Annotated in this window: 18 protein-coding genes; 7 read left to right on the top strand and 11 right to left on the bottom strand. The window is 35.7% G+C overall.

Translation table 11 applies throughout. From position 1 onward, the window contains the following. The first annotated feature begins 641 nt into the window (after positions 1–641). Together ACHRWY_RS05000 and ACHRWY_RS04995 are read left to right on the top strand one after the other, a co-directional pair. On the top strand, positions 642–1,445 hold the full coding sequence (locus ACHRWY_RS05000) for a M12 family metallopeptidase (protein ID WP_395353119.1): 804 nt from the start codon (positions 642–644) through the stop codon (positions 1,443–1,445). Positions 1,446–1,703: 258 nt separating this feature from the next. Continuing rightward, positions 1,704–2,495, top strand: coding sequence for a hypothetical protein (locus ACHRWY_RS04995; protein ID WP_395353117.1), 792 nt, complete (start codon positions 1,704–1,706; stop codon positions 2,493–2,495). Positions 2,496–2,557: 62 nt separating this feature from the next. Here ACHRWY_RS04995 and ACHRWY_RS04990 read toward each other — a convergent pair whose 3' ends face one another. From ACHRWY_RS04990 to ACHRWY_RS04980, 3 genes are all read right to left on the bottom strand, one after another. Next, positions 2,558–3,112, bottom strand: coding sequence for a hypothetical protein (locus ACHRWY_RS04990; protein WP_395353115.1), 555 nt, complete (start codon positions 3,110–3,112; stop codon positions 2,558–2,560). A 146-nt stretch (positions 3,113–3,258) separates the two neighbouring features. Further along, complete coding sequence (locus ACHRWY_RS04985; protein ID WP_395353113.1) at positions 3,259–4,200, bottom strand: hypothetical protein; 942 nt, start codon at positions 4,198–4,200, stop codon at positions 3,259–3,261. A gap of 208 nt (positions 4,201–4,408) precedes the next feature. Further along, a complete protein-coding gene (locus ACHRWY_RS04980) occupies positions 4,409–5,230 on the bottom strand; it encodes a hypothetical protein (RefSeq protein WP_395353111.1) in 822 nt (273 codons plus the stop codon). Positions 5,231–5,668: 438 nt separating this feature from the next. On the opposite strand from ACHRWY_RS04980, the gene ACHRWY_RS04975 reads away from it, so the two are divergent. The 5 genes from ACHRWY_RS04975 (at position 5,669) to ACHRWY_RS04955 (ending at position 13,655) form a co-directional block, all read left to right on the top strand. Beyond that, positions 5,669–9,460, top strand: a complete 3,792-nt coding sequence (locus ACHRWY_RS04975) for a hypothetical protein (RefSeq protein WP_395353109.1) — start codon at positions 5,669–5,671, stop codon at positions 9,458–9,460. A gap of 104 nt (positions 9,461–9,564) precedes the next feature. Then, a complete protein-coding gene (locus ACHRWY_RS04970) occupies positions 9,565–10,578 on the top strand; it encodes a hypothetical protein (protein ID WP_395353107.1) in 1,014 nt (337 codons plus the stop codon). A 153-nt stretch (positions 10,579–10,731) separates the two neighbouring features. Continuing rightward, positions 10,732–11,361 carry a class I SAM-dependent DNA methyltransferase gene (locus ACHRWY_RS04965; protein WP_395353105.1) on the top strand — a complete coding sequence of 210 codons (630 nt, stop codon included), beginning with the start codon at positions 10,732–10,734 and terminating at the stop codon, positions 11,359–11,361. Between the two features lie 92 nt (positions 11,362–11,453). Continuing rightward, the gene (locus ACHRWY_RS04960; RefSeq protein ID WP_395353103.1) at positions 11,454–12,479 is read left to right on the top strand and encodes an HNH endonuclease signature motif containing protein; all 1,026 of its coding nucleotides are present in this window, start codon (positions 11,454–11,456) and stop codon (positions 12,477–12,479) included. 30 nt (positions 12,480–12,509) lie between these two features. Beyond that, positions 12,510–13,655: a hypothetical protein gene (locus ACHRWY_RS04955; RefSeq protein ID WP_395353101.1), complete on the top strand. Its 1,146-nt coding sequence runs from the start codon at positions 12,510–12,512 to the stop codon at positions 13,653–13,655. Positions 13,656–14,517: 862 nt separating this feature from the next. On the opposite strand, the gene ACHRWY_RS04950 is transcribed toward ACHRWY_RS04955, so the two are convergent. The 8 genes from ACHRWY_RS04950 to ACHRWY_RS04915 all read right to left on the bottom strand — a co-directional run bounded on the left by ACHRWY_RS04950 (position 14,518) and on the right by ACHRWY_RS04915 (position 21,363). After that, complete coding sequence (locus ACHRWY_RS04950) at positions 14,518–15,624, bottom strand: alkene reductase (RefSeq protein ID WP_395353099.1); 1,107 nt, start codon at positions 15,622–15,624, stop codon at positions 14,518–14,520. Positions 15,625–15,632: 8 nt separating this feature from the next. Next, on the bottom strand, positions 15,633–16,019 hold the full coding sequence (locus ACHRWY_RS04945; RefSeq protein WP_395353097.1) for a hypothetical protein: 387 nt from the start codon (positions 16,017–16,019) through the stop codon (positions 15,633–15,635). Positions 16,020–16,030: 11 nt separating this feature from the next. Then, entirely contained in the window at positions 16,031–17,044 is a 1,014-nt protein-coding gene (locus ACHRWY_RS04940; protein WP_395353095.1) for a zinc-binding alcohol dehydrogenase family protein, read from the bottom strand. Between the two features lie 24 nt (positions 17,045–17,068). Continuing rightward, positions 17,069–17,449, bottom strand: coding sequence for a VOC family protein (locus ACHRWY_RS04935; protein WP_395353093.1), 381 nt, complete (start codon positions 17,447–17,449; stop codon positions 17,069–17,071). Positions 17,450–17,460: 11 nt separating this feature from the next. Further along, positions 17,461–18,411, bottom strand: a complete 951-nt coding sequence (locus tag ACHRWY_RS04930; RefSeq protein WP_395353091.1) for a polysaccharide deacetylase family protein — start codon at positions 18,409–18,411, stop codon at positions 17,461–17,463. 313 nt (positions 18,412–18,724) lie between these two features. Next, positions 18,725–19,081, bottom strand: coding sequence for a hypothetical protein (locus ACHRWY_RS04925; RefSeq protein ID WP_395353089.1), 357 nt, complete (start codon positions 19,079–19,081; stop codon positions 18,725–18,727). Between the two features lie 35 nt (positions 19,082–19,116). Next, positions 19,117–20,538 (bottom strand): L-dopachrome tautomerase-related protein, encoded by a 1,422-nt coding sequence (locus ACHRWY_RS04920; RefSeq protein ID WP_395353087.1) that lies wholly within the window; start codon positions 20,536–20,538, stop codon positions 19,117–19,119. Positions 20,539–20,583: 45 nt separating this feature from the next. Then, a complete protein-coding gene (locus tag ACHRWY_RS04915; RefSeq protein WP_395353085.1) occupies positions 20,584–21,363 on the bottom strand; it encodes an acetolactate decarboxylase in 780 nt (259 codons plus the stop codon). Positions 21,364–21,465 lie beyond the last annotated feature (102 nt).

Genomic DNA, 21,465 nt, shown 5'->3' with positions numbered 1-21,465 from the left:
TTTTTTTTTCAAATTTATTCGGCAATGAGAGCTGGCGCTGTTTGGTTTCATTAGGACCGTTTTCAATATTTCAATTCTCATTTCAGACATTTTTTTTTATTCGTCTAAAGAGCCGCAGTATGCTATGTTTTGTTTCATGAGCATAAAAAGGTGAGTGTCCCCCAAAGGCAAGGCTCTGGCAAAAAATACTACCCGAATGGGTGGAGATTTTTTAGACAGACCTGAAAGGCCTGGCCTTGCCTTTGGGATAAGGACACGGAGTTACCTTTGCTCGTGAAATAAAACAAAAGCATACGGGGTCTTAGATAAAAAGTAAAAGGGAAGCAAATGTGATACTGGGGATAACAGTATTAAAGAAAGAAAAGAAGCCGGCTTTGGGATGAATTCCAAACACTTAGCCCATAAAGCTGTGAAATATTGTAAAGTCTAAGAGCAAAATTTTCTTAATTGCCACTATTGTCTTACCGCTAAAAGATTTGGTATTTATTCTTATATTCGTTAAAAAAGAATCATAATCGCACAAAGCCAACTTCAAAAAGTAGAATTGGTGCCATCTTATAGCCGGTATAATTTAGTTAGCGGTCATGCAGTGACGACAGTGCAACTTCAAACGATAGAGACAAAAAAAACATACAAATACTATGAAACAAGTAGAAGCGGAATTTACTCTCTTTGTAAGAGACGGTAATTGGACATCAGTTAGAACTGCATTAAAGCAAAATTGGAAAAATAATAAGCTCGAACTATTGACAGAACAGGAGACTTTTTTGGAACGGTTTTTAGTCGACCCATACTACCTTCCAAACAAAGAGAGTATTGATTTGCTGACTGAAATGGCAATCCACACTAGCAAGATGTGGAATGACGGACAGACGCTTAATATATACTTTATGGACGGCACCAATGAAAATAAAGAACAAGTAAAACTATACGCAAGTGAATGGTGTAACCATTGTTCTCTTAAGTTCAACTTCAACTCTTCATTAGACAATTCAGATATCAGAATTTCTTTTATGCAACAAGGTTGCTGGTCATATATTGGAACGGATTGTAAAGCAAACGAGGTAATAAATAAGCCGACAATGAACTTTGGTTGGTTAGGACAATTAACTACTGACAACGAAAAAAAGGGAATTATTTTACACGAGTTTGGACATGCTCTTGGACTTATACATGAACATCAAAGTCCTGCAATCAAAATTGACTGGGCTTATTCTTATGTTTACATGTATTATGCGACATTTTACAACTGGACAATTCAAGATGTAAATTGGAATGTCTTTCATGAGTTTACAACATCTACAATAAAGAACACGCCTATAGATGTTAATTCGATTATGGCGTACCATATTCCACCAGAGTTTACAACTAATAACATTCAATTTCCTAAAAATCTTGTTCTTTCAGATATTGACAAGCAAACTATAGGACAATTTTATAAATAACCTAGACACCAACACAATATATAATTAATGGAAAATCGTTGCTTGGACATTTGCTTACTGACATAAGACCAAACCTATTTGTGGAAAGAAAAGCACGAACCGCTAGAAGAACATTTGCAATAGGTGGCGTTTCGTGCTTCGAGAGAGTTTAGTGGTGACCAAAAGTTTTATGCTTCGTATAAATTTTTATGGTAAAAATCCCGGCCAACGCAAATCTGTAAACAGTTACCAGTAATTTCACCAAAAAACAGAAAAACTATGAATTTATTAGACCTACAAACATATTATTTTGAATTGCCACTTTACGCTAAAGTTCAATATTCAGAAAATGAAGAAGACAAAATTTTTGGCTTAATGTGGAGTGAGATAGGCATAAATGCATACAATCCAACTATTAGGGAAAACACAACATATTTTATCGTAATACCTAAATCAAAGCACTTTCTTCTATCAATCTATAATGGTCGAATTGTGACTGATTTATACTGCTCAAGGACAAAAGAAATTGTGACCGTTATATCATTTTTAGATACGAAAACTAAAACGATACAAAAAATTGGTCAACATCCAAGTATTGCTCATTTTCACATAGCAAAAATTAAAGATTATCAAAAAGTTTTAAATCCAGAAAAAATAAAAGAGTTTACCAGAGCCATTGGTTTAGCATCTAATGGTGTTGGAATAGGTTCATTTGTATATTTAAGAAGAATTTTTGAACATTTATTAGAGAATGAGCATCAAAAAGCAAAATTAGCAGATGATTGGAACGATGAATTATACGTTAGAAGTAAAGTTGTAGAAAAAATAGAGCTTTTAAAGAATAATCTGCCTTCTTTTCTAGTGGAAAATAAGACATTATATGGTATATTAAGTGTCGGAATACATTCTTTAGAAGAAAATGAGTGTCTCCAATATTTTGAAACAGTAAAAATAGGAATTGAACTTATTTTGGACGAAGAATTAGAGAAATATAGAAAAGAGCAAAAAATTCTAGACGCAAAAAAGAAAATTGGAATTGTTAACCAACAAATAAAAAATAAAAAAGAATAGATACTACTTCTAATAACCAGAGTTTCGTTGGGCCTGAAAAGCAAACAATGGAACTCTAGCTATTAGCTGATATAATTTATTTTTATCAGACCGATAATAAATGCTACGGTATATAATATTACTCCAATTAATCCGATTGTCCCTTTTTCAATATTGTTTTCTAGTTTAAGTAAAAAACGTTCATATTTATCTGCAAACTTTGTAAATAAAATTGTTAAACTAGCCCCCATTAGTCCTGGAACCAAAATAAATAAAACTAAAGAAAGCCAAATTTTGAAACAAATCATGTACCATTTTTCTGCAAATAGATTTAGAGCTTGGCTTTTAAAAAAAATCAAGACATTTTCCATTTTACCGACAAATTTTAAAATAATAATAATGATTATATAACCTATTACAACTTCGGCTATTCTTGCAATTTTTCGAATTATTTTATATCCTTTAGGTGCTTCCGGAAGGTATATATGCCCATCATTTCCGTCAATTAAAGGCGGATTTACTGCTAATTTAAATTTCAAAATATGAACGGTAAGCTTTCTAAAATTAGAAATTCTTATCGCTTCAATACCTAATAATACGCTTGCTATCCAGTTTAGTACTAAAGTTGTTGTTTCCATGGGTTCTAAATGTTATCAGCCAATATTCTGGCACTGTAGCGGGTTTGGGACTAAATTTAACCCCTTCATAGGATTTGCCAAAGCGTCCCAATTACAAAATCAACTTTACATACCAAATCCGTTATAACTGTTATATGCTGTTATTTCTATTTTTGTATTAATTCGGATTCTATCAATTCTAAACCTGCTTCATTAAGAATTAAATTCATTTTTATCAAAGATTCAGTTCTTAAACTATTGAATTTGGCGCTAATTTTATCATCCAAAACTTCCAGACAAGATTGATGTTCTATAATTGTTTTATCGATTATTCCTTGCTGATAAATATTTCTAATCTCGTCTAGGTTATCATTGATTTCTTTTATTGATTTCTTCCAATTTGGTTTAGTGAGTTTTTGATAATCGTGTGAAGTTGCGATCAATTGATTTCTCCTATTATAAAGTTTACCTGTTGTAATCGCTTCCATAGTTCCTTTTATTGCTTCAATAAAATCAGCACCACTTTCTTCTCTTGCGATTTCTCGTTTAAAAGCAGGTCTAGTAAAAGCTTGTCTAAACAATGATAATATATGAATATTTGGGTCGTATTTATTTATCTTTTCCAGCATTTCAGAATAATAGAAATTCATTAATGGAATATGCTTTTCAATATAGATTTGTATATCTTCCCAGAACCAAATGTCAATTATGAATTTTGAATCATTTTTTCTTATATGATTTATGCCACGAATAATGTTTTGGATCTTTACATCTCGTGAAGATGTTGTGGCGAAAATTAATCTTTCTATTTTTGGTTCATCAATTTTTTCAGCATTTTCAATTTCAGTTCTAATAATTTTTTCGGTTAATAAACTATTTGACAAAAGTTGACCATCAGAATTTGTTAAAGAAACTTTTTTGCATTGAATTGCAGTGAATCTCCCTTCTTCATCATAACCAAAAAGGTCAATTCCTGATTGATTTTGCCCCGTTCTCCCATAAAATTGCCAGCCTTCTTGTGCCCAAATGACATCGACTAATCCTTTTAAAAGTTTTTCAAAATCTTGCCAATTTTGCGGTGGCAAATATGTTGGTATTATGTTTCCCATTTTATTGATTTAGTTCGGTTAAAAAAAAAAAAAATAGCCTGCAACGTTCTGGTATTAAAGCGAGTTTGGCACTAACTTAAGCTCTATTTTAGGATTTAGTGCCCGAGCCTTAGCGAACACACGAAGAAAATCTTTCAAATACAAAACCAACTTTCCATTAAGCTTATTGCCAAAATCAGCTGTAGGAGCTGTTAAGCGTTCGGTTTTTTTATATCTTTTCGTTTTGGTCAATTTTTAGCATTAACTGTTCAATGTTTTTAAAATCACAATGTTGATACGAAATTCTTTCAGATGTTTCTCCTCTGAATTTGCTTATTCTTTTTTCTCCAATATAATAATCAAATTTATAATTTCTGTTTTCATCAAATGCTAAAATTCTCCATTCTTCAATTTCTTTCAAGATGAATTTTTCTATTAGAATCGAATATTTTAATTTTAAATCAGTTCCAAAATAAGGTATATGTATTTCTTTAATTTTACTTATTGGATCTAAAGTTGATATTTCTACGATACCTCTTGAAAATGGGTATTTAGTTCTGTTCCTATTTTTGTTATGCTTGTTGCTTTGCGGATACAGTGAATGAATTATTTTTGTCCCTTTATATAAAATTAGATTTATGTTTTCTTCTGTTTGGCCATCAAAAGAATGGAGACCAAAATATTTTTCAAATTTGTCAGAATCCTTATGTTCATTATTCGCTACAAAATTTTCTGGCGAATATATTGAGTCGGCAATTTTGATAAAATTTATTGGATTAATATCTATTGGAAATTTACTTTGTGCTTGAAATCCGTCTCCTTTTGGATAAGGTTGAGTTGACCAATAGTTATGCCTAATTTTAATATGCTCATAAGCAGTATCTAAATTACCTTTAATTAAAATTAGATTTTTGTCTGAGATTGTTACGATGTTTAGAGTGCTTAATTTTGACACATTAAATACCCTTAATCCATAATGCTTAAAAACAGGATTATTTCTAGCTTCTAGCTCGATAATGTCAATTTCTGATTTTGTTAGAAATACTTCCAATATTCAATATTATTTGATTCGCTTTCGTTTTTGCAAACTGACGCGTAACTTATTCATAGGTGTAATAAAACCACACATAGTTGCGCAAATTTGGTTAGATGTATGTAATAATTATTACACATAACTTATTATCAAATATATCTTTTTTTTTATAAATCATCAAAAAGACTTTTTCATGAATCTATTGCGAACTGTAGATAAGGGGTCTTACGGAAGAAAAAAATCAACGTTGGCGTACAACACTCTCTAGCATAATCCATCAAGATATTCAGAAAATAAATTTCATAACCGCTTTTAAAAAAGTTATAAACCTGCACCATTTTACCATGGCATATTATTAAGGGTTTTCAATCTAAAAACAAGGGTACTAAAAGAAATATTACATAAATTTGACTATATCAATATACCGCTTGATAAACAAAAATTAAATAAATCTGTATGAAATTAATCGACCGAACTGATATAGAAGAATGGGCAGATAAATACGAAGGAAAAGGCTTTTTTCCCTATCTGATTTCCAAACTGGTTTATTTTTCAACCCTGCCCGGGGCGCAAATTAACATACCTTACGGAAGCGCTGTATATCTTCCGGGCTGGGATGGCGTAATTTATTCCGATCAGCAGAGGCCTTATGTGCCTGCTGGAAGATCCCTGTGGGAATTCGGCACAAATAAGGATTTCAAGACCAAAGCTGATAGTGATTTTAAAAAAAGAGCTGAAAACCCTTTAGGATATGATGCCTCCGAGTGCACCTATGTCTTTGTAACGCCACGGATCTGGGCAAAAAAGGATGAATGGCGGCTGGAAAAATTAAACCAGAATTTATGGAAGGACATCCTGGTGCTTGATGCAGTGGATCTGGTGCAGTGGCTGGAGCAATCCGGTCCCGCTGCAGTCTGGTTTGCCAGGGAAACAGGAAAAGCGCCAATGGAAGGCGCTCTGGATGCAGAACAGTTCTGGAGAGAATGGTCTATCGGAGAAGCTGGACAGTTGTTGCCCAAAATCATAACTTCCGGCCGGGGCGCTGAAGCTGACCAGCTCAGCGAATTCCTTACCGGGGATCCCGGCATTATCACTATTCAGGCCAAAACCAAAACGGAGGCACTTGCATTTATTATTGCAGCTGCCGACTCTTTCGGGGAAGATCACAAAAAGCGTTTTTTTTCAAAAACAATGGTGGCCGAAAAAGAAGAGAGCTTCAGGACCCTATCACTGAATTATGTAAAGACATCCTTAAACCTCATTCCTAAATTTGATGATAAAAGCCTTGTAGGCGCTGCAGTCGCGCAAGGCCATCACGTGATCATCCCTGCAGGTGCAGATGACCCTTTAATTCTCAAGAGCATTATCCTGCCTACAATTAGCAGAGAGGGCCAAGTGGAAGCCCTGACTGAGATGGGGCTTGCCAGAGAAGATGCCGAACGCTACAGCAGAGAAGCCGGCAGGGACATAAATAAACTTAGAAGGCTTTTGAAATTTATTGATAATAAGGCTCCATGGTATAAATCAGAGAAAATACGCGAAATTATTCCTGCTCTTATTCTTGGAAGATGGAATATCCACAATCCAGGCGACTGCGAGATCCTTGAAAAACTCTCGGGAATGCCTTTTGATGATTATCTGGCAGTTTTATACCGATGGAGAGATTTTGAGGACTCCCCTATACTGCAGATCGGTGGCACATGGAGGCTGACATCGCCTCTTGATCTCTGGAACAGCGTATCGAAATATATCAACAGGGATGACCTTGCAGTTCTCGCAGAATCTTTCCCCGCTGTCTTTACTGATGCCGGAAACAGCGGTGAGACCCATCTGATAAAAATAACGTATTCGTTCACCCCACCAAAAAAGTACTCCCCTTGGGCGCGCGAGGGGCTTGTCCAGACACTGATCCTGCTCAGCCTGTATGGCGAAGCCATAAATCCAGCCATCCTTTCCACGCCTGAAAAATGGGTGGGTCAGGTGGTCGACAGTCTATTGTTCGATGCCGATGCTACACTATGGAGAAAAACCAACCAGAAGCTTCCCCTAATTGCTGAGGCTTCTCCAAAAAGTTTTTTCAGGGCAGTACAAAATTCACTGCAAAAAAATGAACCTGAGATAATGGGGATGTTCAAGACAAATGCTGATTTTCTTGGCGAATCCAGCAGCCACACCGGACTTCTATGGGCGCTGGAAGGGCTTGCATGGCTGCCAGAATATCTTTTTCAGGCAACTGATATACTATTAAAACTGGCTGAACTGGATCCTGGCGGAAATCTGAGCAACAGGCCCGCCAGAAGCCTGGCTGATATTTACAGGCCCGTGCATCCCCAGACAACTGCATCTCTTGAAGAGCGCATGGAAATACTAAAGGCCGCAATCAGTAAAAATCCAAAATCCGGATGGGAGCTATTAAGAAAGCTCATGCCTAGATACCATGATAACTGGAATCCCAACAGCAAGATGAGATGGCGTCTTTTTGATAAAAGTATTGCACCGGCCAATTCCCCTGAACAGACAAATTCCGCATTTCAGGCCGTTTCGGATCTCATGCTGGAACTGTTTGATGGTAGTGATGAGAAGTTAGCAGACATCATTGGACATTCATCTGAAATAAGATCTGCCAAGGAACGTGAAAAACTGCTGGCTTTTATCGAGGAAAATTATTCGCGCATACCTAAAGACAGTACTCTGTCTAGAGATGAAATAAGAAGGATACTGCACCTGCACCGCTCCGCACCCGATGCCGACTGGACTCTTAATGAAGAGATTCTTTCGCGCTATCAGGGGGTTTATGACGCGTTGGAACCTGAAGATATCACAGCAAAATACAAATGGCTCTTTGAGTCATCACAGGTGAATTTCCCACAGGGTAGCCAGGAGACCGACGATGATGAGAAGGATGAAGTAGACTATAATACAAGAGTTCTAAAAGCCCGAACTAAAGCCATTCATATTTTATCGGCCCAGATAGGAATTCAGGGAATTACTACAATGGCTGACTCGCCGGCGATAACCGGCACGCTGGCATTTATCCTGTCCAGGACCGAACAGACAATAGATGAGACCATTTATATAGTTTCAACATTAAAAAATCCAGATGCAAATGCCAATTTCGTAAGCCTTTATATAGCGTATAAAACAGCAGTCAAAGGGCTGCAATGGCTTTTTGGCCTCTGCTCTGAATTGGAAGATCTTAAGTTAAACGATCAGCAACTCTATGAGCTTTTCAGACAGGTGGACCACTCACAGGAATTATGGGACTATATCGAATCAAAGGGCGAAAGCCTAAATACTACATACTGGCTCTCAGTCCCCCCCTATTTTTTCCGCGCTTCGGCTCAGGAAAGCATAGCGGCCATAAATAAGCTCATGGAGTACAAAAGGTTTAAAAGCGCTCTCAGGGCAGCAAGACATATTAAAAAAGAACTATCTACCCAGATGATCGCTCAAGTGTTGCAGAGGAGTGCAACAGAACAAAGCATAGATAATTTTCTTCTGGAGCCGCATGAAGTTACTAGCCTTTTCAAGGAAGCTGCAGCAAGGGAAGACATAACAAAAAAAGAAATGCTCGATCTGGAATGGCTTTATCTCCCGGTGCTCAATTCCTACCATTCTGACTACAGCCCCCACCAATTGTATGGTGAACTGGCCGAAAACCCGCATTTCTTCATGGATGTGCTCTCATGGCTGTATATGCCAGCTGGTCCCAAAAATATCGAGCCTGAAAGAATAAGTATTCCTAAAGAAAACCTGCAACAACTCGCGCGGAAGTCTTACCAGCTGCTGGACAGCTTTAAGAAGATTCCGGGTGTCCGTTCTGATAATACAATTGACAGTGAAGAACTAAACCAGTGGATTACCCAGGTCAGGGAACTGGCCCAAAAGGGGGACCGCATTGAAGCTGCTGACAAACATATTGGAATATTATTAGCTTACTATTCAGAAGAAAACAAAGACTGCTGGCCGCCCGATGAAATCAGCGCTTTAATTGAGCGCATCAACACGCCCAGCCTTAAAGATAACTTCGCTGTGACCGTTACAAACAAAAGAGCTTCTACAGGCAGAGGAGTCTTTGAGGGAGGAATAATCGAAAAGAACAATGCTGCACACTTTCAAAAACTGGCCGGTCTGCACAAATACAAACATCCAAACCTATCAGAAATTTTCACACAAATTTCAGAAAATTATTTAAACACAGCAGGACATCATGATAATCAGGCCGAACGTGACCGGTTAGATTATTAATGGTAACGTGTTACAGCTATCACTGCACAGCTAAAAAATTTACTATATTATTCTTATATTCGCTAAAAGCTTTCTAATGACACAAATCCTGCTATAAAAGCCTATTGGCACCATTTTATGGCTGGTGTAAAGTCGTTGGCAGTAATATTAAAAAAAATGAAGAATGTATGAGTGAATTTGATGATTTCGGAAGTACCCAAAAAAATATTTTGAACGGAAAAATGTCACAATTTATGGATGCTTATATTCGTCAACATAAAGTATGGACTCCCGAACAGATGCAATCAGATTTTATTGAAAAAATTGAGTCTGAAATAAAAAATGGTGATTACGTTCCTGATCCAAAATATATTGAATATTTGACTTCTGAAAACAAAATATTTTTAGAAAAAAAACTTGATGCAATAAAATGGCTTACTTGTAATAATGGTCAAACTTTTTCATTAAATCGTGTCACGCAAAAATATATTAAAAACAAACCAATAGCAGATAGAAAGAGTCCAATAGTCGAGAGAATTAGATTCGGGATGAAGTGGGATGAAAATAACTTTTATGACATCAATTTTGGTCTTAAAGATGCGTTTAGATTTAGAGAAACATCTGTTCTTGAAAATATAAAGTATCTGCCTTGGACAGTTGAACACGTTAATTCTGAATTGAATGAAAAATATAACTGTACTATTTTAGACTGTTTGGATAAACTATCAACAAGTTATTTAGAGAAAAAATTTGTTCAATATTGGAAATTAAATTATTACTCAAATAATAATCCTGCTCTTATTCCAGAAGTTTGTGGATTCAGATCAAACTTTTACTATTACACGTATAAAGAAAATATTTATACTCAAAAAACAGAAATACTTGAAGAAATTATAAGTCCAATTAAAAACGTAAATTTTAGATATGACTTTTTAGTTGTGAATTTTAAAAATCAAAAGATTGCATTTATTGAATTAGATGGATTTGAACATCATAAAACACGACAACAACAAACAATCGACAGTATTAAAAGAAATAATGCTTCAAAAAATAAAATTGCATTATTCACTTTTACATCTAAACGAATAAATGAGGATATAAAATCTGTATTTAACGAATTAGAATCATACCTGACGTAAAAGTAATACAGTCAACAAGCGCTTGTGGCTATTGTGGAATTTAATGGAATTAACGTTTTTAAATCGTATTTTCGTTTAGCCGAAAATACTTGTCTTCGAAATCCACAGCATCAACAAGTGCGAGAACGTTAGCCATCAGTTAAAAGAAACGAAATGGATAAATATTTAGAAACATTTGAAACCTGGAATAAGATAGCAAAATTATACCAAGATAAATTCATGGATCTAGATTTGTATAATGACTCTTATGACAAATTTTGCGAACTACTGCAGAAGAGAAATCCATCAATTTTAGAAATTGGGTGCGGTCCTGGAAATATAACAAAATATTTATTGGATAAAAGACCAGACTTTGAGATTCTGGCAACCGATATTTCACCCAATATGATTGAACTTGCAAAAACAAATTGTCCTGGTGCAAAGTTTGAAGTCATTGACAGCAGAGCAATTGAGAATATAAACAATAAATTTGATGCAATTGTTTGTGGATTTTGTCTGCCCTATCTATCCGAACTGGATGTTGAAAAATTAATAGTGGACTGTAAAAACTTATTAAATGAAAACGGAAAAATATATTTAAGTTTTGTAGAGGGTGAAAGAGATCAATCAGGTTATCAGAAAGGCAGCAGCGGAGACAGAACTTATTTTTATTATCACAATTTCGAAAACCTAACAGAGAGGTTAAAACGTAACAATTTTGAAAATCAGTTTTTGATTCGGAAAAGTTATGAGAAAAATGATAAAACAGAAGAAATACATACCATTGTAATAGCAGAAAAATAACCGAAAGAATAACAGCTGCAACGTTAGCGCTCAGTATATGACGCCCCTAATAGCGGCTAACATCTAACCGACAAACAATTTTAATAGTAGATATGGTTGACTTGGAAGATTTTAAAGACGAAAGTGAATGCATTTACAAAGTTGAACGTTATTCTGTTCGTGACAACGGAACAGTGTCACGTCATCCACTTGAGGGAAAACGACCCCGACCAACCGACAACAATTGGACTTTTGGAAAACTAAACAGCAAGACAGGCTATTTAGAAATTGCTTCTGTTCGTGTTCACAGAATAGTTGCAACTGCCTTTCACGGAGAACCACCAACAAAAGAACACGTTGTGGACCACATTGACACCAACAAACAAAATAATAGGCCCGCCAATCTACGTTGGGTAACAAGATTAGAAAACATTTTGCTGAACCCAATTACAGCCAGACGAATTGAACTTATTTGCGGAAGTGTTGAAGCGTTTCTTGCCGACCCTTCAAAATTCCGAGACAAATTTCCAGAACCAAACTACCAGTGGATGTGCGCTGTTTCAGCAGAAGAAGCTCAAGTGAGTTTAAAACGAATGCAGTCTTGGGCAAAAAGTGATATACCATTGCAGGGAGGCTCGCTAGGAGAATGGATTTTTGGCCGGGAAATTATCGAAAATCCATCCGTTACACTACCCGATTACATAATGTCTAAAACGCATAACGCAGCACAACGCATTGTTTTCAACTTTGAGGATAAACCCAATGAATATCCAAGCACTCCGCAAGTGTATGAGGGCGACCCGTTGACAGCATATCATGAACGTTTGACAAAGGGGGCTACTTTCTTTAGAAACCATAACGGAGAATATGTAGTTGTGAAAAGTGGTTTTTCCAAAGACAAGCGAATCTTATGTGTACTGACAAGGGCTGCCTATGTATATCGCGAGCAAAAAGATGGAGAATGGCAACCCGTACCCGTAGCTGAACTTTCAGAAAAAGTTTCTGATAAAGATTTGGATCATTCACTTGCAGAAGTGACATTTGAAAATGGTTTATTTATACACGGAAAAGCAGAAACGGGTTTCCATCCAACGGAAGAATTAGAAGAATTATTCGATGACTATATACAAGGATTATAGATCGATTATTATTAAACGTGAAATATATAAATGGAAGAAGACGTAAAATATAAACTCGACCAAATAGCAAATGTTTGGAATCATTTCATTTTGGAATATGATTTTTGCACGCACAAAATAAATTTTACACCAGAAGTAAGAACAAATTACTTCGGCGACATATTAGGATATTTTCAAGATACTTTTGACATAATATTTGACAATAGAGCATCCAAATCATATTCAGATAAGTTTTCTAATCAAATAAGCCTTTTACAGAGTATTTATGTCCAACAAGACTTCATAGAAGAGCTGTTGATAATTTTTAAATGCGGAATTGATAAAGGAATTCTAAAGAAAGATTCTAACTATTCGATAAACCGTGAGATAAGAAATGAATTAGTTGGCCATCCAATTAGGAAAATTAAAGGCAAATTCATTTCTTCTTGCTTATTTGGTTATAATGGAGGAAGTGATAAGATTGTTTATTTACGATATCATAAAGACAATAACTACGAATTTGAATCAATGGAATTTGCCGTGTATGATATCATCTTAAGACATAAATTATTTTTGGATAAATATTTTAACAGAATACTGAATAAACTAAAAAGTATTCTATTAAGTTTTGTAAAGAAAATAGAGAATTTAGAAGCGTTAATTGGCACAATAAGCTTTAATGAAATCCTTAATATTCTGTCGGCCTTTTATGAGTCAATTTTTAAATATGATTTCATATATGACAAAGAATCTTTACTAAAAATTTACGCTCGTCGCGATGAACATAGCAGATATCAAAACTTAATTGATAAATTCTACAGTGATTTAAAAAGTTCACTTAAAGAAAAAAAGGAATATGCAATTACACTTTTTGAGCCCAAAAAAGTATTTGATTTATCTGAAACTGAAAGACCGTTATTCGACATAAATAAAATAGAATTTACTTATGTTTCAGGCAAAACTTCATTGGAAGATATAGAAAGACCTGTAACTTATCATTACGAACTTGGAAAAATAGCAACCAAAAGAAATCCAATGGACTTTAATCATTTTGGAGGTTGCTTAAAAAGAAAATGTGCCGATAATCAAATAGTTATTAATGAGTTGGAGCATATGGAATTGAATATATATGACGAGATTGAATATTACTGCGCATATAGATTAATCTGCTCTGAATTAAAGGAAGATGATGACTAAAAAGCATGCATATAACTTCTACTACAGCTGATTTTGACATTAGGCTTAATTAAAAAAATGAATTCATTTTTTTAGCCCCGATAGCAGTGAAAATCCTTTTGTGCCGGTGTTCGGCGCAAAAGATTGTAACGTATAGCGGGAAAAAGCTCCAAAAAACAATATCAAACATAAAAAATAATATTAGCAAGCATATAGCGGGAAAAAGCTCCAAAAAACAATATCAAAAATAAAAAATAATATTAGCAGCGCATAGCGGGAAAATGCTCCAAAAAAAACATTAAAATACAACAGAAGCTGATGATCACAATGAATTAGATTCCGGTAACATTTCCCAATACCGATTATAAAGACCACTTGGAACCCTACCCTCTTTTGCACATCAAAAAAGCGAAAGAGCTCTATTTTTCACCACAGCAAAGATTCCCCAATAATGGAAAATATCAATTAGGTTAATTTCAATGGCATTGGCTAATTTCAAATAATGATGAAGTTCTGACTTTGAAAGAAAAAGGGCTGCACACTGCCGTTATCCTTGCTTTAGGATATCGGGATTCGGAAAAAGACTATATGGCAAGTATGAAAAAAGTTCGTTTGCCAATAGAGGAAATGATAACCAGAGTTTATTAAGGTTATTAGATGTGTTAAATGATTAAAGTAAAAGTATAGGTCCATCCCTGTCTACTTGCCGCCTTTTTCGGCCGCAATGTGCTTGGGCAAATATTTCTGCTGTGGAGCTCACCACGCCCAAATGGCGCCACTTCAGGACAATTGGCGCCATTTCTTTATTATACCTTTCAATTTTCTTATTGGTCTAAAGTCTATAGAGCAGGTCAGATCCTTGCGGGCTGCTCCGGGCATTGTTTTATCCTATAAAAGGATAGTCCGTATAGCCCCTGGCAGTACCTCCCCCAAATAAAGTATGATTGTCTGAAATTTCATTTAATTTTGAATTTTGTTTCACTCTGGCAGGATAATCCGGATTGGTCAAAAATTTTCTTCCAAAACCAATTAAGTCCACTAAATCTTTCTCAAGTAATTCCTCGGCCTGGTCAGGGGTTTTATTACCAGTAGCAATAATGGTATTTTTAAATGTCTTGCGCAGTTCAACTCTAAAATCATTTGGAATCTGAGGCGCATCGTCCCAATCCGCCTCACAAAGGTGGATATAGGCAAGATCGAGTTTATTCAGTGCTACGGATGCCAGCATTATAGTCTGCAAAATTTCAGGGTCGTTCATGTCTTTAAAACTAATGAAAGGTGATAATCGTACCCCTGTTTTTTCTTTGCCGACAGCTAAGGCCACTGCTTTTGAAATTTCAAGTAGCAAACGAATCCTGTTTTCTTTTGTACCTCCATACTCATCGGTTCTTTTATTGCTGTTGCTTCTCAGGAACTGATCGATTAAATAACCGTTTGCCCCATGAATTTCCACACCATCAAAGCCGGCCTGAATGGCATTTTTTGCGCCTTGCACAAATTCTGCAATTACAGTATCAATATCTTCTTTGCCCATTGCTCTGGGTTCTTCTACAGGTACAAAAGTGGCATCACCATTAGGCGCACCGTCAAAAATGTAGACACTTGTGTTTTGAGCCTTTACTGCCCAGGGTGCTATTGGCTGTAATCCGTTTACTTTAGAACTGCTTACCCTGCCTACATGCCATAACTGAAGAAATATTTTACTTCCTTTTTTATGTACTGCATCGGTTATGAGTTTCCAGCCCTCTATTTGTTCTTTACTATAAATTCCAGGTGTTTTAGCATAACCCTTTCCTTGCAGAGAAATCTGGGTAGCCTCTGTAATTATAATTCCTGCCGTACTTCGCTGGCTATAATACTCAGCCATCAAAGCATTGGGAATATCCCCTGGTTGTGTAGCTCTTGAACGCGTCATTGGAGCCATTAAAAAACGGTTTTCTAACTCAATTCCGTTTAGATTGTACTTTTCAAATAATTTCTGGTATTTCATTTTACGTATTATTTTAAAAATTCGACAGTTGAAAAGATCAGTTCGGTCTCTCCAATATTCTCTAAATTGTGTATGAAAAAATGATTTGAACTGACATCAGCAAAATAAGCAGTATCACCTTTTTGATATTTGGTTTGCCTTACTGATCCATCGCTATAATAAGAACGGGACTCACCTGATGTTAAAGCGGTCCAAAAATAGCGAAGAGCATGTTTATGAAACGGCAGCTTTTGACCCGCAGCCAGGTGAATACTCCAAAGCTTAAATTCATCGTTTTCAAAAACTAATTTCTCGCCAACGGATGTATTGTTGGCCGCTTCTGCCAATTCCTGTTGTTGTTTATTTGTCCAAAATCCCCAACTTCCTTTGGGGTTTATAATAGTTGAGCTTATCATAAAATCTGCATTTAAAATTCTATGGCAATCTTTCCAATGGCTTTTCCTGATTCTAAAAGCTGGTGTGCTTTTTTAAAGTTCTCGGCACTAAACCCTATAAAGACCTCTTCAAGGGTCGTTTTGATTGTGCCGTTATCTAACATATCAGCAATGGTATTGAGGATTTTGTGCTGCTCAATGATATCATCTGTCTGAAACATAGCACGGGTAAACATTAATTCCCAATGAAAACTCACGCTTTTACCCTTTAACTGTCGAAGGTTTACATTCTCTACAGGATCACTAATGGAGCCAATTCGTCCTTGAGGTTTAATCAGTTCGACCATTGCATCCCAATATTGGTTTACATCTACAAAATCAACAATAAAATCGACTTGTTCAAATCCAATATTGCGAACCTCCTGCATTAAATTCTTGTGGTTTACTACAAAATCGGCTCCCTGATCTTTGCACCATTTAATAGTTTCAGGACGCGAAGCTGTTGCAATAACCTTTAAGTGAGCAACTTTTTTTGCCAGCTGAATGGCAATAGAGCCTACTCCGCCTGCACCGCCAATGATCAATATTGTTTTGCCTTTATCTTTTTCAGAATCAATTCTAATGCGGTCAAATAATATTTCCCAGGCTGTTAAACTTGTCAACGGCATAACAGCAGCTTGGTTACTGGACAATGATTTTGGTTTTCTTCCAACAATTCGTTCCTCTACAATCTGATACTCGGCATTACTACCAGATTTGGTAATATCTCCCGCATAATAAACTTTATCCCCTACTTTAAACAAACTTACTTTTTCACCCACTGCTTCTACAATCCCTGCGGCATCCCATCCAATAATTTTTGGTATTTCAAGGACCTTGTCTTTTGCAGCGCTCTGACGAATTTTATAATCTACCGGATTAACCGATACTGCTTCAATTTTCACCAACAAATCATTTGCACCGGGAGTTGGTTTTATAGTTTCAAATTCAATAAAACTTTCCTGCTCCTGAATTGGCAATGACTTTTTAAATCCTATTGCTTTCATATTTTTTATTCTATTATTTTAATTTTATTCATTTCTAAAAACAGCCTCCAGTAAAACACCAGCCGGTGTGTGGAGAAAAATTCTTTTTTCATTAATATCTTCCAATTCCATTGCGGTATAAACAATGCCCAATCGATCTAACTTTGATTTGAAATTGTCGTAACCATTCATATAAAAAGCCGTATGATCTATAGCTTCCGATCCATAATTATTAAAATCCTGAAATCGTGAAGCGGACTGAATAATATGAACTATAGGGTTATTCTCAGCATACAGCCAATAACCTGGTATCGATTTTTCGATTACCTCGGGGCGTTTTCCTTCTTTGAGATCAAAAATTGTCATAAAGAAACTTTTAGTGGCCTCTATATCTTTTGTTCTAATGGTGGTATGATCAATATACATGATAATTACATTTAATGATTATACTTTTCTTCAGCGTTGTCTATTGGGGTCTTAGGGTCATTGATTACCATTTTGGCAATAGCGTCTTTTCTCATAAAGACTACCCCTTTATTCTTTTTGGCATATTTTATAAATTCATCCATTGCATGCACCATAGATGGTGTTCCTCCAATCCTGTCATGAAAGCTAATAGACATCATTCTGCGTTTTGAAGCTCCTTCTGCATACAACTGGTCAAACTCCATCTTCAATTGTGCCAAAAACTGATCAGCACTCCAGTGTTTCCCTTCGATATTTACAATATCATTATTGCGCAGTGTATAGGGCATTACCACAAAATTTTTACCGTTTACCTTTGTAATAAAAGGCTCGTCGCGGCTCAAGTCATCTATATGGTATAAAAAGCCAAGTTCCTGCAATACTTTTAAGGTATTGGGACTTCTTCGCAGCCAATTTGCATTGTATCCTATACCTTTTTTCCCTGTGATGGCCTGCACCGTGTCTACTCCCTTTTTTACAAAAGCCAATTCATCAGCGTAGCTCATATTCCACTGATTGCTCCATGAATATCCGTGGGCCGCAATTTCATGACCTCCCGCAGCAATTGCTTTTGCTACTTCAGGATATTTAATTGCCGCTTCTCCCACTACATGCGAGGTCACTTTAATATCATACTTTTTCCATAAATCCAGCATTCTGTAAATGCCTTCAGTGGCACCATACCTGAACCAGCTTTCAGCAGCCAAATCCGGATTGCCTTTTGGTAATGGATTATTAGAAAATGGACTTTCGGCACCTTGGGGCTGACCGCCAGTTTCAAACTGCATCGAGACAGAAATTACCAACTGTGCTGCGTTAGGCCAATTTCTTGTACTGTTTTCTTTTTTAGTTTGTGCATTAGATGATAATGCCATTAGCATACTAATTGAAACTACGCTTGTTTTTAAAAAAGTTGAAATCATTATTTACAGGTTTAAAATTTTTAACAAAGTTACTATCGGACCTCACTGATAATTTTGTAATAAATCATGGAATAATTGTAAATTTCGATCAACAACTCTATCTCCTTTATAATTTTAATTCACCATAATTTGACCATAAAAGTATTGATGACCTAGCTGTCAAACAACAAGTTAAAAACTCTCTATGACAATAATTTAACTAATTCTAATAATCTATAAAAAAGAAAAACACACAATAAAATTATAAAAAATTATTGTGTGTTTTCCTTAACCAGGGCTAATCAAAGTATTATTTGATTCATAACTATTTCATTTAACCAAATAAAGCAGTTCCATCATTGATTCTTTCTAATAATCCCATACAAAGTGAGCCTGCAAATAGTGTAATTGCTATTGCTATAAGTGAGAAAACTAACAGCAATTTTCGAACAGATACTTTTGCCGGATGCTGCTGCTTATCTTTTGAAATGTGATGATATATATTTCTGAAGTTGTTATAGATTATAATTCCTGTACAACCAATAGCAAAAAAGAGCATCACTATTATCAGGGTCAATATATAAAATTGAAATTGATTGCGGTGATTAATAACATCACTAATGGTTATTAAACTCAGCATAAATAAAGCTACCACAGCTGTAAAAACAGAAATTTTGAAGAATGTAAACATGGTTGCTTTTACTATTGATTTTATTGGATAATGATCTATTTCTTAAAACGATAGATATAATAAGGAGGTTTACCCTGATCGCCTGCTCCTGTAAATGCGGGAGTACTATCGAGTTGATTCACCGAAATATACATCCAATCCTCCGGCCCCTGGTAAACGTTATCCGGCCATAGTAATTTCTCTTTATCCTGTACTATATTGGTCAATTTACCAGTAAGATCTAATTTTGTAATTGCATGATCCTGCAAGTTGGTAAAATAATGATTTCCCTGAGCATCCGTTATGGCCCCATCACTAAAAGGTTTATTTCCTGCTTTCTCTATTGTGCTAATAATTACACTGTCATTTTTCCCTTCTCTTAAGAGTTTGGCAGGCACCTTATACCACGAATTACCGTTCATCGCTCCAAAAAAAATGGTTTCTCTATCATTAGAAAGTGTAATTGGATCAATTGCTACCCGTGCAGGTTTGCCTTTAAAATGGGTCACTTTGCCTTTAATAATCATATCTTTATCTTCAGCTTGCAAAGAACTGTGTCCGCTGAACCTGCGTACTTTTTTTGTATTTAAATTAAGGACAATAATTCCCGGATTGGCAATATCTGCCAGGTAGGCAAATCCATTCTTTTCATCTATTGCTACATCTTGGGTAAAAGTTCCTTTAGGTGCCACAGATAAAGGCAATTCAATTTTCTGGGCTACTTTGTTTTTACTGATATCAAAAGCCCATAGTCTTGTTTTACCTAATTCAAGGCCCATATCGATAACCCACAACTGATTGTTTTTGTCAAAAATCAAACCCAGCATAGCATCAAATGTAGCATCACTTGCTTTTTTACCGTTCTTCTGATAAGATTCTGATGGATATGGAATTGCTTTACCATTTACAATTTCTACCAATTGCTTTTTTTGACTTCCCAGTGGATGTATTGTTGCAAAAACACGACCTTCTGCCGACACCGCAACATCACCAGGCCGTATATCCATTGCAGCGACAACTTCTAATTTATTGTCGGTTTTGCCATTACTGTCAAAATAACTTGCCGTACCTTCTATCCAGTCTCTGCGAGGCGGAGCAAAGAAATCTACATCTAGTGTACCATCTTCAAGACACTCAAACTGATGTGGTATATTACCCGGAATTATAAGTACTTCTCCGGCCTTCACAATATAATCTTTGCCTTGCATCGTTACTTTTACACTTCCTTTTGTAATATAAGATGTTTGCTCATTAGGATGCTGGTGCAAGGGTACTTTTGCTCCTTTATCCATCTTAAACAAAGCTAGCATTCCTTGTTCTCCATATACATATTTTCGCTGTAGTTTATCTCCCAACTGCTCCCATCCTAAATCATCAAACTCAATATGCTGTATCTGTTTTATATTTTGCGCCGTTAAAGAATTAGTAAAAAAACTCACTAGAGCAACTGCCAATATTGTTAAATTTAATTTTATCATTTTTAATTTGTTTAATTATTTTGAAATCTATTTTCCGTACAATTACTAGTAAGAACTTCTGGTGCTTCCTTGCTGCGGCCAGGGTTTATTGAACGTCTCATTCTGATTTGGCAAAAGGATCTCATAACCTGGTTTTTCATCTATACTGATTTTTATTTTCAAAGAAGATAAATCACCTGAAACCAAATGCCCGCCAAATGTTTTATCATCTGATATAAAGTGAAAATGAAAAGGTGACAAATCTATAGATGCAAAAGAAGGCGGATTATAAAAACCAACCATAGTTCCTGAAATCTTTTCACTTTTATAAAGAGGTCTGGTTTTCATCAATTCAGCTAACCCCGTAGTATTTTTATCCTCTATTTTTTTTGCTCCGCCTACTACAATGGATTCAAAAGTGCACTCTATACGTATGGCATAAGGTTTATTTAAAGATGGAATTTTGCTTATTATTTCCCTTTGAAGCATTTCTATATTCTTAATACCGCTTGCCTCAAACTCTCGGTCAGCTCTAAAAAAAGCAACAGCGGCAAAAGGCACCTCTCTTTCTAGTGCTGCTTTTGTAACATGCCCATCGGAAGCTATGCGATAAAAAATACCGTCCAGAGCTATCATTTCACCATCTAAATGGTTATAAGTACCTAGTCCGAAGCTGCCTCTATCAGCAAGAGACTTAATACTAAGCTCACCTATGTAAACGCCGTTACGCATGGCATCCATTACAGAATAATGAAAAATTGGTTTTTCCTGCTGATTTTGGCCACTTAGAGCCAGAAAACTCATACTGCTAATAAAGGATGTTATTATTGCTTTATTTTTTTTCATTTGTTTTTCTCTTTAATAGTTGAATTATTAAAACAAAGATATTTTTTAAAGGATGATACATATTGTATGTTTTCATTGTATTTTTGTACAAATTAATCATAA

It is taken from the genome of Flavobacterium sp. FlaQc-48, from assembly GCF_044007335.1.
GTDB lineage: Bacteria > Bacteroidota > Bacteroidia > Flavobacteriales > Flavobacteriaceae > Flavobacterium.
The sequence above is the reverse complement of the archived record's forward strand: the minus strand, read 5'-3'. Positions and strand labels throughout refer to the sequence as shown.

Bases quoted from the DNA above. Each gene is read 5' to 3' on its own strand.
- ACHRWY_RS05000 (WP_395353119.1), top strand. From the start codon at position 642: ATGAAACAAGTAGAAGCGGAATTTACTCTCTTTGTAAGAGACGGTAAT.
- ACHRWY_RS04995 (WP_395353117.1), top strand. From the start codon at position 1,704: ATGAATTTATTAGACCTACAAACATATTATTTTGAATTGCCACTTTAC.
- ACHRWY_RS04990 (WP_395353115.1), bottom strand. From the start codon at position 3,112: ATGGAAACAACAACTTTAGTACTAAACTGGATAGCAAGCGTATTATTA.
- ACHRWY_RS04985 (WP_395353113.1), bottom strand. From the start codon at position 4,200: ATGGGAAACATAATACCAACATATTTGCCACCGCAAAATTGGCAAGAT.
- ACHRWY_RS04975 (WP_395353109.1), top strand. From the start codon at position 5,669: ATGAAATTAATCGACCGAACTGATATAGAAGAATGGGCAGATAAATAC.
- ACHRWY_RS04965 (WP_395353105.1), top strand. From the start codon at position 10,732: ATGGATAAATATTTAGAAACATTTGAAACCTGGAATAAGATAGCAAAA.
- ACHRWY_RS04960 (WP_395353103.1), top strand. From the start codon at position 11,454: ATGGTTGACTTGGAAGATTTTAAAGACGAAAGTGAATGCATTTACAAA.
- ACHRWY_RS04955 (WP_395353101.1), top strand. From the start codon at position 12,510: ATGGAAGAAGACGTAAAATATAAACTCGACCAAATAGCAAATGTTTGG.
- ACHRWY_RS04950 (WP_395353099.1), bottom strand. From the start codon at position 15,624: ATGAAATACCAGAAATTATTTGAAAAGTACAATCTAAACGGAATTGAG.
- ACHRWY_RS04945 (WP_395353097.1), bottom strand. From the start codon at position 16,019: ATGATAAGCTCAACTATTATAAACCCCAAAGGAAGTTGGGGATTTTGG.
- ACHRWY_RS04940 (WP_395353095.1), bottom strand. From the start codon at position 17,044: ATGAAAGCAATAGGATTTAAAAAGTCATTGCCAATTCAGGAGCAGGAA.
- ACHRWY_RS04935 (WP_395353093.1), bottom strand. From the start codon at position 17,449: ATGTATATTGATCATACCACCATTAGAACAAAAGATATAGAGGCCACT.
- ACHRWY_RS04930 (WP_395353091.1), bottom strand. From the start codon at position 18,411: ATGATTTCAACTTTTTTAAAAACAAGCGTAGTTTCAATTAGTATGCTA.
- ACHRWY_RS04925 (WP_395353089.1), bottom strand. From the start codon at position 19,081: ATGTTTACATTCTTCAAAATTTCTGTTTTTACAGCTGTGGTAGCTTTA.
- ACHRWY_RS04920 (WP_395353087.1), bottom strand. From the start codon at position 20,538: ATGATAAAATTAAATTTAACAATATTGGCAGTTGCTCTAGTGAGTTTT.
- ACHRWY_RS04915 (WP_395353085.1), bottom strand. From the start codon at position 21,363: ATGAAAAAAAATAAAGCAATAATAACATCCTTTATTAGCAGTATGAGT.